General features: G+C 53.6%; 12 protein-coding genes. 5 read left to right on the top strand and 7 right to left on the bottom strand.

Annotation, left to right across the window (positions count from 1 at the left end; all coding sequences use genetic code 11):
* The first annotated feature begins 312 nt into the window (after positions 1–312).
* On the top strand, positions 313–1,086 hold the full coding sequence (locus ACI1P1_RS04225) for a DODA-type extradiol aromatic ring-opening family dioxygenase (RefSeq protein WP_416215111.1): 774 nt from the start codon (positions 313–315) through the stop codon (positions 1,084–1,086).
* A 55-nt stretch (positions 1,087–1,141) separates the two neighbouring features.
* On the opposite strand, the gene ACI1P1_RS04220 is transcribed toward ACI1P1_RS04225, so the two are convergent.
* The gene (locus ACI1P1_RS04220) at positions 1,142–1,474 is read right to left on the bottom strand and encodes a helix-turn-helix domain-containing protein (protein ID WP_416215110.1); all 333 of its coding nucleotides are present in this window, start codon (positions 1,472–1,474) and stop codon (positions 1,142–1,144) included.
* Between the two features lie 467 nt (positions 1,475–1,941).
* On the opposite strand from ACI1P1_RS04220, the gene ACI1P1_RS04215 reads away from it, so the two are divergent.
* The 3 genes from ACI1P1_RS04215 (at position 1,942) to ACI1P1_RS04205 (ending at position 5,193) form a co-directional block, all read left to right on the top strand.
* Positions 1,942–3,141 carry a saccharopine dehydrogenase family protein gene (locus ACI1P1_RS04215; protein ID WP_416215109.1) on the top strand — a complete coding sequence of 400 codons (1,200 nt, stop codon included), beginning with the start codon at positions 1,942–1,944 and terminating at the stop codon, positions 3,139–3,141.
* Between the two features lie 16 nt (positions 3,142–3,157).
* On the top strand, positions 3,158–4,297 hold the full coding sequence (gene nspC, locus ACI1P1_RS04210; RefSeq protein ID WP_416215108.1) for a carboxynorspermidine decarboxylase: 1,140 nt from the start codon (positions 3,158–3,160) through the stop codon (positions 4,295–4,297).
* Positions 4,298–4,794: 497 nt separating this feature from the next.
* Positions 4,795–5,193: a hypothetical protein gene (locus ACI1P1_RS04205; RefSeq protein ID WP_416215107.1), complete on the top strand. Its 399-nt coding sequence runs from the start codon at positions 4,795–4,797 to the stop codon at positions 5,191–5,193.
* Between the two features lie 83 nt (positions 5,194–5,276).
* On the opposite strand, the gene ACI1P1_RS04200 is transcribed toward ACI1P1_RS04205, so the two are convergent.
* Genes ACI1P1_RS04200 through ACI1P1_RS04190 form a run of 3 tightly spaced genes read right to left on the bottom strand, consistent with a single transcriptional unit; the run spans position 5,277 to position 8,525 of the window.
* Positions 5,277–7,268, bottom strand: a complete 1,992-nt coding sequence (locus ACI1P1_RS04200; protein ID WP_416215106.1) for a hypothetical protein — start codon at positions 7,266–7,268, stop codon at positions 5,277–5,279.
* The gene (locus ACI1P1_RS04195; protein WP_416215105.1) at positions 7,243–8,145 is read right to left on the bottom strand and encodes an ABC transporter ATP-binding protein; all 903 of its coding nucleotides are present in this window, start codon (positions 8,143–8,145) and stop codon (positions 7,243–7,245) included. The genes ACI1P1_RS04200 and ACI1P1_RS04195 overlap by 26 nt, the downstream gene beginning before the upstream one ends.
* A 5-nt stretch (positions 8,146–8,150) precedes the next feature.
* Positions 8,151–8,525 carry a GntR family transcriptional regulator gene (locus ACI1P1_RS04190; protein WP_416215104.1) on the bottom strand — a complete coding sequence of 125 codons (375 nt, stop codon included), beginning with the start codon at positions 8,523–8,525 and terminating at the stop codon, positions 8,151–8,153.
* A 196-nt stretch (positions 8,526–8,721) separates the two neighbouring features.
* On the opposite strand from ACI1P1_RS04190, the gene ACI1P1_RS04185 reads away from it, so the two are divergent.
* Positions 8,722–9,579 carry an RCC1 domain-containing protein gene (locus tag ACI1P1_RS04185; RefSeq protein WP_416215103.1) on the top strand — a complete coding sequence of 286 codons (858 nt, stop codon included), beginning with the start codon at positions 8,722–8,724 and terminating at the stop codon, positions 9,577–9,579.
* A gap of 40 nt (positions 9,580–9,619) precedes the next feature.
* Here the strand turns inward: ACI1P1_RS04185 and ACI1P1_RS04180 are convergent, their stop codons facing one another.
* The 3 genes from ACI1P1_RS04180 to ACI1P1_RS04170 form a co-directional block, all read right to left on the bottom strand.
* Positions 9,620–10,606 (bottom strand): DUF3231 family protein, encoded by a 987-nt coding sequence (locus tag ACI1P1_RS04180; RefSeq protein ID WP_416215102.1) that lies wholly within the window; start codon positions 10,604–10,606, stop codon positions 9,620–9,622.
* 19 nt (positions 10,607–10,625) lie between these two features.
* Positions 10,626–11,723 (bottom strand): flavin monoamine oxidase family protein, encoded by a 1,098-nt coding sequence (locus ACI1P1_RS04175; RefSeq protein ID WP_416215101.1) that lies wholly within the window; start codon positions 11,721–11,723, stop codon positions 10,626–10,628.
* A gap of 120 nt (positions 11,724–11,843) precedes the next feature.
* Entirely contained in the window at positions 11,844–13,019 is a 1,176-nt protein-coding gene (locus ACI1P1_RS04170; RefSeq protein ID WP_416215100.1) for an iron-containing alcohol dehydrogenase, read from the bottom strand.
* Between the last annotated feature and the right edge of the window lie 91 nt (positions 13,020–13,110).

Genomic DNA, 13,110 nt, shown 5'->3' with positions numbered 1-13,110 from the left:
AACCCATTCTCCTTTATCAAAATATTAGTAAAACAAATGTTATATTTATATTAGCAAATTTTCATTTGACATGCCAGCTGCCTCGGAGTTAAAATAAATACAAATAAACAATTCGTATTACTAATATTTTTGATACCGGTCGGGAAGGGGAGATTCAGCATGAAGCAACCGGCTTTTATTCCGGCCTCTTGCCCCGGAATTGACCTTCAGGATCTACCAGGCGGGCCATGGAATGACCGGGGAGATCATACAGGATATTACCAATTGGCTTGAACAGGAGCTATCCAAATAAATGAAGAGGAGTGAAGGATCATGATGCCATCTTATTTTTTCGCCCATGGGGCGCCTACGATTGTGTTGGAGGACCATGCTTATAATGATTTTCTGAAAAGCTTTGCCGCTAACCACCCCAAACCCAAGGGGATTGTGGTTTTCTCCGCCCACTGGGAGGAGCCTGTGCAAACGGTCAGCGCGGTAGAGGGAAAATATGAAACGATTTATGATTTCGGCGGCTTTCAAAAGGAGCTGTACGAGATGACCTATCCGGCGCCGGGAGACCTGGCGTTAAGCCGGAAGGTGTCTGCGCTCTTTGCGGAGCGGGGGATTGTCAGTGCAAAGGATGAAGCCCGGGGGCTGGATCACGGTGCTTGGGCGGTTCTCAAGCTGCTGTATCCGGATGCGGATATTCCGGTTGTGGCGTTGTCCGTCAACAGGCATCTGTCCAATGAGCAGCAGTATGAAATCGGGCGGGCCCTGGCGGAGCTGCGCAAGGATGACATTCTCATCATGGGCAGCGGAGGCACCGTGCATAATCTGCGGCAGGTGAATTGGGGAGCCGCAGGAGTAGACAGCTGGGCCGCGGACTTTGATCAGTGGCTGGAGGAAAAGCTGGTGAGCTGGGACCTGCCCGCTTTGTTCCGTTATCAGGAGCTGGCTCCCCAGGCCAGGGCCGCAGTGCCCACCAGTGAGCATTTTATCCCGCTTCTGCTGGCGATGGGTGCAGGCGACGGCACCCGTAAGGCGGAGCTGCTGCACCGGAGCTACCAATATGGCAACCTCAGTTTGAGTGCTTGGGAGTTTCAATAAGCCCCCAAAAAAATGACCCCCACACCGAATGGTTTGGGGGTCAGGCTTTTCGCACTTATTTTTCCTTGTAATCGACAATCGGTTTGATGATCTGGGAGATCAGCCGGATTTTTTCGGCGGAGCATCCTTCAAGCATGGCGATGATTTCATTGCGCATATAGTCGCGTGTGCCGTTGTTGGCGCCGCTGAGAATATATTCCGGCGTTTCCTCCAGCATAATGCACAATTCCGAAAGACGGTCCAGGTTAATGGGCGTCCGTCCACGTTCGATTTTGCTAATGTAAGCATTGGAGACATCCAGCTTTTCAGCCAGCTGTTCCTGCGTCAGCCCCTTGCCTTCCCGGGCCTGACGTATTCTTTTGCCGATTACCGAGTAGTCAAATGCCATATGATCACCTATCCAAACTATAGCAATCCAGGAAAAAAGGAAACATACATGCAAATTCAACTTGAACCCCTAAGTTCATTGGTATATAATAGGGGAAGGAAAAAATTACATAACCTGTGTTCCTCAGACAAGAAAGGGTGGCTAATGGATGGCCCTTATCATCATTATGTTCGGCCTCGGCTTCACCGGAGTTGCCATCATCACGATCTTGGAGGTCTCTTATAGGAAAAAAATGAAGGAAGAATCCACAAAAGAGTAGTGTAAAACGGAGAGGGAATCCGCCGCAAACCATATTTTTGGAAAAGTAAGAAATCCAGAGGATTTCCCTGTATTATGAAGGAAATATGAAGAAAATGGGGCCCCATTCCGGCGAGCCTCATTTTTTGTCATTTTTCTTGATAATGTTGGGCCTTTTCTGTATAATCGTGCTTGTTTGATTTTTAATCTGTGAATTGGGGGTTAGTGAGTTGGGAAAAGCTCTGATTATTGGCGCCGGCGGCGTTGCAAGTGTTGTTGTTCACAAATGTTGCCAGAATCCGGACGTTTTCGAGGAAATTTGCATTGCCAGCCGCACGAAAGAGAAGTGCGACGCGCTCGCGGCCAAGCTTGACGGAGGCAAGACGAAGATTCAGACTGCCAAGCTTGATGCTGATAATACGGATGAGGTGATTGCCCTCATTAAGAGCTTTGGCCCGGATGTGGTCATTAATGTGGCCCTCCCCTATCAGGATTTGACGATTATGGACGCATGTCTGGCTACCGGAGTCCACTATGTGGATACGGCCAACTATGAGCCGCCGGAAGTGCCGAAGTTTGAATATAAATGGCAATGGGCCTACCGGGAAAGATTCGAGAAGGCCGGCATCACCGCCCTCCTGGGCAGCGGCTTTGACCCGGGTGTAACCGGCGTATTCTGCGCTTATGCCCAAAAGCATCATTTCGACGAAATTCATTCCATCGATATTGTGGATGCCAACGCCGGCGATCACGGTTATCCCTTCGCCACCAACTTCAATCCGGAGATCAATATCCGGGAAATTACCGCCAACGGCCGGTACTGGGAGAATGGCGAATGGATCGAAACCCCGCCGTTATCCGAGAAGAAGACCTATGATCTGCCGGAAATCGGACCGAAGAACATCTACCTGCTGTACCATGAGGAGCTGGAATCCCTGGCCCTGAACATCAAGGGTTTGAAGAAGATCCGCTTCTGGATGACCTTCTCCGACAATTACCTGAACCACCTGAAGGTATTGGAGAATGTGGGTATGACCTCCATCGAACCGATTATGTTCGAAGGCCGCGAGATTATCCCGCTGCACTTCTTGAAGGCGATTCTGCCGGACCCGGCCTCCCTGGGCCCCCGCACCAAGGGTAAAACCAACATCGGCTGTATCATCCAAGGCGTGAAGGACGGCAAGCCGAAGACCTATTATGTGTACAACGTGTGTGTGCATGAGGAATGTTATGCAGAGGTTGGCTCCCAGGCCATCTCGTATACCACCGGCGTGCCTGCTATGATCGGCGCTATGATGATTCTGAAGGGCATCTGGAAGAAGCCCGGCGTATACAATATCGAAGAGTTCGATCCGGATCCGTTTATGGAAGAACTGAACAAACAAGGTTTGCCGTGGCAGGAGGATTTCTCCCCCACGCTTCTCGATTAAGGAAGTGAGCACATACATGGATATTGACTTCGGGGCGCTGCCCTCACCCTGTTATATCGTGGACGAACGGCTCCTGGTGAAGAATCTGGAGATTCTGGATTCGGTGCAGAAACGCACGGACTGCAATATTCTGCTGGCCCTGAAGGGCTTCGCTATGCATGAGGTATTCCCATTGGTGGGCCAATATCTCAAGGGTGTGACCGCCAGCTCTCTCCACGAGGCCAGATTGGGCTACGAGAAGATGGGCAAGGAGGTTCACGCTTACGCCCCTGCGTATGTGGACCGGGAATTCGACGAATTGCTTGGCTACGTGGATCATATTGTCTTCAACTCCTTCCATCAGTGGAAGAAGTACAAGGACAAGGTGCAGGCTGTTCCCGGCAAAAAAATCGAGGTGGGCATCCGCATCAATCCGCAGTATTCGGAGGGACGCACGCCTATCTATGATCCTTGCTACGCACATTCCCGCCTGGGCGTCACCCTGGACCAGTTCCGGGGCGATGAGCTGGATGGGGTAGACGGACTTCACTTCCACACCCTGTGCCAGCAGAATTCCGATACCCTGGAGCGGACCGTGGCCGTAGTGGAGGAAAAGTTCGGCGAGCATCTGAAGAAGCTCAAGTGGCTGAACATGGGCGGCGGACACCACATCACCCGTGAGGATTATGATGTGGACCGTTTGGTTCGTGTGATTAACCGCCTGAAGGAAACCTACGGCTTCCAGGTGTATCTGGAGCCGGGGGAAGCGGTGGCGCTGAACACCGGCTTTATGGTGGCGACGGTAGAGGATATTATCTATAACGGCATGGATATCGCCATTCTCGATACCTCCGCGGCATGCCACATGCCCGATGTGCTGGAGATGCCGTACCGGCCGGAGATTATCGGCGCCGGTGAGCCCCAGCAATACCCGCATACGTATCGTTTAGGCGGGTTGACCTGCCTGGCTGGAGACGTGATCGGCGATTATTCCTTCCCGAAGCCTCTGGAGCGGGGGGATAAGCTGGTGTTTACGGATATGGCCATTTATTCCATGGTCAAAACCAATATGTTCAACGGCGTCAACCTGCCGGCCATTGCCACCTTCAACGAAGCTAACGGCATCAAGGTCGTGCGGGAGTTCGGGTATCAGGATTACGCGTCGCGTCTGTCCTGAGAAGCTGACGGCCCGAATCACTTCGAATAGGCAGGGCTCAACCCTTGCATAGGTATTGAACCCTCTCCGGTGTGAGCCGGAGGGGGTTTTTTGCGCCTTGGGCGAAGTGGTGCTGCTGCCCCGCCGGGATGAGCCAACGGACACAGAGGACGTTATTAGGCCGAAAAACGCATTCATTTCTTCTGAACGGACCGAGGAGACGTTATCTGAACCAAATCAGGCTGGAGCAGCCCCTGACGGAGCAAATAACGTCCCCTGTGTCCGCGAAAACCCCAAAAGGGGCAAATTGAGCGAAATAGCGGAACTACAGTCCGCATCATAAAAGGCAAGTAAAGATTCGGTTGTATGCTTCCGGGTTATACTGGTATCTTAAACATATAAGATATATAGCAGGCGGCTGGGCCTAACTGCGGAAACTATCTCTATGTTAAGCGGGGCGCAGCAGGGGTAATGGATGGTATAGGGGATATTTGGAACTGTACGGAAGGGGGAGGATTATGAATTATCTGCCGCAGGCCAGAAGCAGACGCTGGCTGGTCTGGTTCGTTTGGTATGCGATTATGATGACCATTGTGATGTGGCTTGCCCGCTTCGCCGTCTGGCGGAATGAAACGGATATATGGCTTGCACTCCGGCTTCTGTTGTTTAGCATCATTGTGGCGGCGGTCATTAACGGAATGGGCTGGCTGGGAGCACGATGGTTCTGGCTGTTGTCGTCAATAGGCACCGGTATAGGGCTGGCGTCCATGATACGCAGCGCTTATCTGAATATCGACGCCTGGGGGGATCTGATCGGCTTTCTTTATTTCATGCTTTTCTCCGGAGCGGGAATTGCCTTGGGCTTCGTGGCGGAAATCGTTCGTTATATCCGCCTCCGTCTCCGTAGGACCTCCTGACTCTTCCCTAAAACCAAAACACTCCCGTTCACCGCAGTTATGCATGCGGCGGCAGGGAGTGTTTTTGTTTAAGGTAGGCTTGGTCAGGGGACAAGCCGGTCCTCCGGGATAAAGCCGTAAACCACCTGATTGGTGCCGGTCATCTTGAATTTGATCATATAGCCGGCGGCACCTGATTCGTAGATCGACATATTTTCCAGAATGGATTCGATCTTCTGCTTATCTGTAATGGGTACCGGGGTGCTGACAGAGGTTTGGAACCGGTATTCCTGCTCCGAAGGGAAGCTGTACCGGTCTGCCGAAAGCACCGGATCCATGAGCACCGCCTCCAGATCCGTCACATTGGCCGGGATGAGCTTCACTTTGGTGGCATAACCCTTGGCTGTCATCCAAGCATCCAATTCCTTGAAGGATTTTTTCCAGAGATACCGGGTCTGGTCGTTCTTTCCGGAAGGCAGAACGCTCACCGTAGCCCACTCCAACCGGCCGTCGGTGTGGTCCTCATAGGTCATATTCAGCAGCTCCCGCTTCAGGATTTCCTGGAATTCCTTGATTTCCTGCGGATCCGTGATTACAGCAGTTTTGGGGTTTTCGGCATACCTTCCTTCCGCATAATACGCCCCCTCCAGTGTAATCCGGTCAATGCGCTGATCCAACAAATTCAAATCGAAGACCGCTTTTTTGTATCCTTCCGTTTCCATCATCGGCTTCAATTGCTCCTCAATCAGCGGAACCGGAATGGCCGGATATTCACGGGACAGGACGGAACCATCCTCGAGCCAATACGCAATGTTTACATTGATGGTCCGGATGGGGGTGGGGCTATGTGGCAACGGGCCTTTGGCCCGGGTAACCACCAGCTTCTTGTGCAGATCGCGGATAGCGTTAATGTAAGCCTCATCTCTCTGGCTGTTTGTACGACTGTTCCGGAACATGGAGTAAACCTGTCCTTCCAGGCTGACGGTGGTTTTCTCCACCTGGGCCGTATCCGGGACGCGGGTGACATATCCGCTGATATTGGTCACAGGCACATACAGGATCAGCGCGCAAAGCAGCGTGTAACCCCCGAAGCGGATCAATGCCTTGCGGCTATAGATCTGCCAGGATTTCTGCAGCAGCATCTCCACCCCGGCAAAGCCGATCACCGCTCCCGCGATATAGCCAAACCAGGTCCAACCGGGGTTATTATTGGATTGATGAAAATAGGCGCCTGCCACCATCATGGCGCATACCATAACGCCCCCGCGGAACAGAGGGTTAAAGTAGCTGAAGGCGATGGCCTGGGTGGCAGCCTCCGTCTTGCGCAGACGGTACAGGAAAAATGCGGCAGCTCCGAACACACAGGACAAGCCCGTATAGATGAATGCGGAATACCGGTCGAATTGCTCCAAATTCTGTTCCAGCAGTTGGACAAGGGGGGACCAGTTGGACCAGTTCATGCTGTTGTCGACATAATATGTGGAATATCCGTACAAGTAAGTCCGGAAATGAAAGCCCCACAGTTCGCCCAGGGCGGCAGGCAGAAGCAGCAGGATAAACACCACCGCCGTCTGAAGAATGGACTGACCGGTACACATCCCGACGAAGACAGTGAATATGTACATAAAAACGGTAAGGACCAATAAGGTTGCCAGCCATTTGAAAAGCACGTACCACCTGAACACATACGCCAGGTCAGGCATCATCTTCACAATAGCCAGTATACAGGCATTGACCAGAATGGGCACAACCAGCAGGATCAACCCGCTGGCCAGATGGGATAAAAACAGACGGTCACGGCGTAAAGGAAGGCTGTGCTGGAAATCCGCAGAGCCTTTGGACTGGAGATAACGGAAGATAAAAATCCCGGCCGCTACCGGAAACACCATAACCAGAAGGTTCTGAAAATCACCGTTCCCGTCAGAAAACAGGTTCTGCAGCACCATCCGCGGAGCGCGGGGGGACAGCTCGGTCATCATCATTTGAAGCGGAAGAGAAAACAGGAGTCCGAGCAGATACAGAATGCCGATCCAGCCATGCTGGCGAAGGTCCTGGCGGATGACACCGGAATTAAAGAAGAATCGGTTGGACTTCATAACCCGCATCCCCCATTTCGTAAAAGAATATCTCCTCCAGCGTCAGCGGCAGGAGGTCCAGCACCAACGGATTCAGGCGGCGGAAGGTTTCCTCAATTTCCCCGCGTTCGCCCTTCACAATGTAAACCCTGACGCTTCCCCGGGACTCTGAATGCAGAATTCTGAGATTTCCGGGAAGCTCCGGTTCCCCGTCTGCGCTGCAGAAGGCGGTCTGGACCTTGTGGGTATCGGCCTTCATCACATCCAAGTCCTTATCGATGATTAATCTGCCTTGGTGCATCATGCCCACATGGTCGCAGAGATCCTCGATTTCCCGCAGGTTATGGGAGGAAATGACGGCGGTCATGCCCCGTTCGGCGGATTCCTGGAACATGAGATTCTTGATCTGGCGGCGCATAATAGGGTCCAAGCCGTCAATGGGCTCATCGAGAATAAGCACCTCCGGCATACAGCTTAAGGCCAGCCAGAAGGAGGCTTGGCGCTGCATCCCCTTGGAGAAGCGGTGCAGCTTGCGCTTTTCATCCAGTTGAAATACCTGAGAAAGCTGCTTGTACCGTTCCTCGCTCCACCCGGGATAAACCGACCGGTAATAATCGGCCATCTGGCGCAGGCTGGTTTGGGGGAAGAAGTGGGGAGCGTCGGGGACAAAGATCAAACGCCCCTTATTCACCAGATTTTCATAAACCGGCTGCCCCTCCATCAGGATACTGCCTTCATCGGGCTTCATAATGCCCGCCATCAGCTTCAGCAGGGTGGTTTTGCCGGCGCCGTTGGAGCCCAGAAGGCCAAAGACGGACGCATTATGTATGGTCAGGCTGAGCTCCTTCACCGCTTGCTCCCGCTGGAAGCTTTTGCTGATTCCGCTGATTTCGATCATGTGTGTCACTCCTTTTTCGAGGCTTGCACCTTTTGATAAAGAGATAAAATTTCGTCCTGGGTCATGCCTAGCCGGGCGGCCTCCTCCATCAGTCCGGCCAGCTCCCGGCGCACCTCCGCCAATCTTGCCAGGTTGGCGTGGGCCTTGCCGGGGGAGACGAAGCTGCCCTTGCCCGGCAGGGAATAAATGAAGCCCTCCCGCTCCAGCTCCCGGTATGCCTTCTGCACTGTATTGGGATTAACCGTAAGCTGTGTGGAAAGCGTCCGGACAGAGGGAAGCTGCTCATCCTGCTTCAGGACCCCATAGAGGATGGCATCCTTGATTTTGTCCATGAGCTGCTCATAGATGGGCCTGCGGCTGCGTAAATCCAATTCAAACATGGCTTCGCCCCTTTCTCCCGGTAACGGTCTGCGCTCCCGTTCGTGAACTAACTGTATTAATAGTAATAGTACAGTTAAGGCGTGTCAAGGGGGAATTTGAATGAGCATGTCCAAGCAAGGAGTATGAGATTACGACATCGAATAAGATAAGCTACACGGATGGACGGGCAGGAGATATGAATGGGCGGGGGAAAACATGGAGACCAAACTATTGCATAAAGGTTCCCTAGCGGCAGGACGCCGCCATACCGTCGGTTTGAAAACCGACGGAACGGTAACAGCAGCCGGGGATAATAAATGCGGGCAATGTGATGTAAGCGGCTGGAGCCAAATCGTAGCAGTTGCTGCCGGTAATGTACATATGGCCACGAATACGGGGAATGCGCATACCGTTGGTCTTACATCTGACGGTAGGGTGATAGCGGCGGGGTGGAATAAGCATGGCCAATGCAATGTTCACAACTGGCGCGATATTGCAGCCATTGCAGCAGGCTGGTGCCGTACCATTGGGGTTAAATCGGATGGTACAGTGCTGGCAGTAGGCCGTAACAACGAGGGTGAATGCAGCGTGGGCGGTTGGTTGGATATTGTGGCGGTCACGGCCGGTGACTGGCATACCGTCGGCTTGAAAGCAGATGGAACGGTGCTTGCGGCAGGCAACAATAAATACCGCCAATGCAATGTGAATGACTGGTGCGGCATAGCTGCTGTTTCGGCGGGGTATCTTCACACGGTGGGGCTTAAATGGGATGGGACGGTTACGGGTGCAGGGTGGAATAAGCATGGCCAATGTAACGTAAGCGGCTGGCGCGATATAGTAGCTATTTCAGCCGGGAGTTATCATACTGTGGGTCTTACATCTGACGGCAGGGTGCTGGCTGCGGGTTTGAATCTGCATGGCCAATGCGAAGCGGATGGTTGGAAGGATATTAGGGCGGTAGCAGCAGGGTGTTCCCATACTCTCGGACTTCAATCCGATGGTACCGTGATGGCTGTTGGAGCTAACGATTATGGCCAATGTGATGTAAGCGGGTGGGGCAGCATCCGGCAATAAAAAAGACTGTTGAGACGGTCTCAACAGTCAACGGATAGCTCTACCGCTCCAGTGCCCCAGGGGGTTTTTCCAGCCATTCGAAATCCACCAGAGTTTTGGTCATACTCTCCGCCAGCATTCCCACCTGTGCGATCTGCTTCAGGTACAGGGCTGCTACATCATTGCGCATGGTATAGCTCAGGGCATTGCCGTAGGCTTCGATGAGGGTTCCGTTCAAACCGGCGGCATGGCAGAGCATCAGCCGCTCTGAGAAGAGGGCCTTGGTAGAGTTGGTGACCTCAGCTACGAAGGAAACAGGAGCAGGCAGATCATCCTTTTCCAGAACCTTCTCCATGGATTGCTTGTGGCTGGCTGTGAGCTCCTTCATCCGCAGAAACTGCTCTCTGACCTTGGCGTCGGAGGACACCTGGGCAAAACCGGTGCTGATGGCTTCCATTAGCAGGACAAGCTCCATGGAGCTGTATAAGCCGCTGATTTCCATCCCGGTCAACGGCCGCTTGTCACCGAAAAAGCCGTTCAGGAAGCTGGTTTTTTGGATAAACTCCGGATGGTCGGGAGCGGTCAGAACAGGCGGGCGGAAATATTCACCCCGGTTCTGCATCAGAGTAAGCACAGAGTTTTGCAAGCGTTCCGTGGCTTGCAGGCTGTCCGAGGAAAAGAAGCGGACGTCCTCCCGGCAGGCGACACCCAACGCCTGGGAATAGAAAAGCAGCCCGAGGCGGGTGGCGATGGACAGATAAATGAGATAGAAACGGTCGGAAAACAGCCGCGGCGCCGACATATGCACCTCCTCCTCCACGATGAAGCCCTTGGGCAGAGGCATGCCCTCACCGGACATAATCCGGCTTCTCCGGTTCACCTGCTCCTGCCCGAATTCTGCGGTGGTTGTTAAGAGATCCTTGACCTGATTATTCGTTGCATGGTGGCTGTAGCCGGACAGGATGGAGACGGACATGCTGTCCACAGCATAACCCGCCCACAAGTAGCTGATTTCCAGGGCGCATAGCCCGGTATGGGTCTGATTCAAGAAACCCCCCCCTAATTATTCACACCAGTGATTTTATGCCCACCCAGGGTCTTAGCAGGTAAGAAGCGGCACGTAGCAAATCAACCTGCTTCATGTTGAACAGCTTGTGCCCGACGGGTGTATCCAGCCACTTGACGATGGAGTCCAGCTGGTCATTGCCAATCTGCTCCATTGCCTTGCGGAGGATAAGGGAATTGTCATAGCTTTTGCGTAAAGGTCGGGTCAGCTTCCCGTAGTCTCCCAGCCCGCACATATCCCAGGCGGCGTACACGCCGGTTGCCAGGGAGGAAAATTGCCCGAAGCCGAGAAAGGGCATAATGCTGCCGAAGTTGTTTCCCACAAAAAAAGTATTCCCGATCCGGGAGTCCCGGGATATGCCAATGGGATAATGATTGATCTCGAAGCCGTCTGTCACAGTCAGAGCCTGCTGGAGGTCGGAGCAAACCCTGGGGAAGAATTTGTCCCAAAGAGAGTGGATATCCACGTTTTGGTTCAGCGGGTAATCCGGATAGGCGATGACGACACTGGCTTCCTTTTCGGACAGGGGGATGAGATATCCGTAGCCCTTGGGGCAATAGGCATCGTTCAGCCAGGTATACACCCGGTTGAGATCGAAGCTCCCCGATACGGTGCAGCCCTTCATGGATACGGTCAAGGCCAGATCATAATTTTTGAGCCGCCGGGCAATGGTCGTTTCGCCTGTGGCCACCACCACGTGAGTATAATCCTCCAGCAATTCCTCATAGGTTACCTGGGAACGGAAGCGGATTGGGGACTGCAGCTGCTGTTGGAGATGCTTCTCCAAGGCTTTTTCGTGCCGCCCCCGGATATTGGAATGACCCAGGCTTCCCTCCATCACAGCGGTTTCCCCGGGCCCGTGAATGGACATGGTGCGGATCATGTACACGGGGTTGAGGTAAATCCCCAGCTCATTGGCCAGGTAGGTTACACAATCCCTGGCAGGTCTGGCGGTTACGCCGAAGAAAATTTCGGCATAGACAAAGCGGTCCCCAACCTGGGCGCCGGTTTCGTAGATATCCGGGATAATACCGTGTTTTTCTAACGTTAGGGCACAAGCCAGTCCGGATAAACCTGCACCCATTATCGCCACTTTCATTACAACACCACCTTTTAATCTTAAATTTGGTATTATCAGTAATTTTTATGCATCTTAAAAACAAGAAAACCACCCCGGAAGAAGGGTGGTTAGTTCATGGGATAGATGGTTGCAGGATGGTTACAGCATCAGACGGTAAATCTTCGCCACATCCTCCGCATCCAGCTTGGCAAAGGTGCCTAGGGAGCCTTTGCGCACGTCGCCGTGGCAGGCAAGGCGGGCCATATGCTCAATATCCTCCGGCTTGGCTCCCAGCTCCGCAAAAGTGGTTGGCATACCCAGTGAGGTCCAGAACTGCTTCAGAGCGGTAATCCCCGCTCTGGCGGTATTCTCCGGATGGGTGAAGTCCATCTGGCAGCCCCAAACCCGGACAGCAAGCTGGGCAAACCGGCTGACGTTATGCCCCATGGTGTAGGTCATCCATGCGGGGAACACGACGGCTAGTCCCGCTCCGTGAGCGCAGTCGTAGAGCGCCGACAGCTCATGCTCGATATAATGGCTGGCCCAGTCCTGGGTACGGCCCACGCCGCAGGAATTGTTGTGGGCCATCATCCCTGCCCACATGAGGTTGGCCTGGGCCTGGTAGTCGGAGGGATCGGCCATCACCCGTGGAGCTTCCTTGATCACCGCCAGAAGCAGACCCTCGATGAGCCGGTCGGTTACTTCCACATCTGCTGTGGTGGTGAAATAACGCTCCAGAAGATGCGCCATGATATCGGTTATCCCGCATGCGATCTGGTAGGGGGGAACTGTCTGGGTCAGCGCCGGATTCAGAATGGAGAAGGCGGGGCGGAGATGGTCGCTGTTGGCGCCCCGTTTGTACATGCCCTCCTCCTTGGTGATGACACAGTTGGGGGAGCCCTCGCTGCCTGCCGCGGCGATAGTCAGAATGGTGCCGATAGGCAGCGCCTTAGTGATGGGTTTTCCCTGGTGATGGTCCCAGAAGTCCCCCTCATAAAGAGCGCCTGCGGCAATGGCCTTGGCCGAATCAATGACGCTGCCGCCTCCCACCGCCAGCACAAAGTCCACCTGCTCCTTGCGGCATAATTCAATCCCTTGATAGACCAGACCGCTGCGGGGATTGGGCTTTACCCCGCCCAGCTCCACGAAGGAGATGCCTTCCTCCGCCAGGGAGCGCTTCACCCGGACCATCAGGCCCGAGCGGATCACGGAGCCGCCACCGTAATGGATAAGCACCCGGCTCCCGCCGAAACGGCGCACATACGCGCCAACATGGTTTTCCTCATCCTTGCCGAATACAAAACAGGTAGGACTGTAAAATACAAAATTATCCACTGGTTTCCCTTCTCTTCCCGAAATTCCGCTTTATCTGCGGTATATGCCTCGAAAACGGCAAAAGCCGATTTGAGGGCCTTCTCCGACATTT

The sequence above is a fragment of the Paenibacillus mesotrionivorans genome (assembly GCF_046098205.1).
Lineage (GTDB): Bacteria > Bacillota > Bacilli > Paenibacillales > NBRC-103111 > Paenibacillus_AR > Paenibacillus_AR mesotrionivorans.
This window is presented reverse-complemented; position numbering and strand designations above follow the sequence as displayed.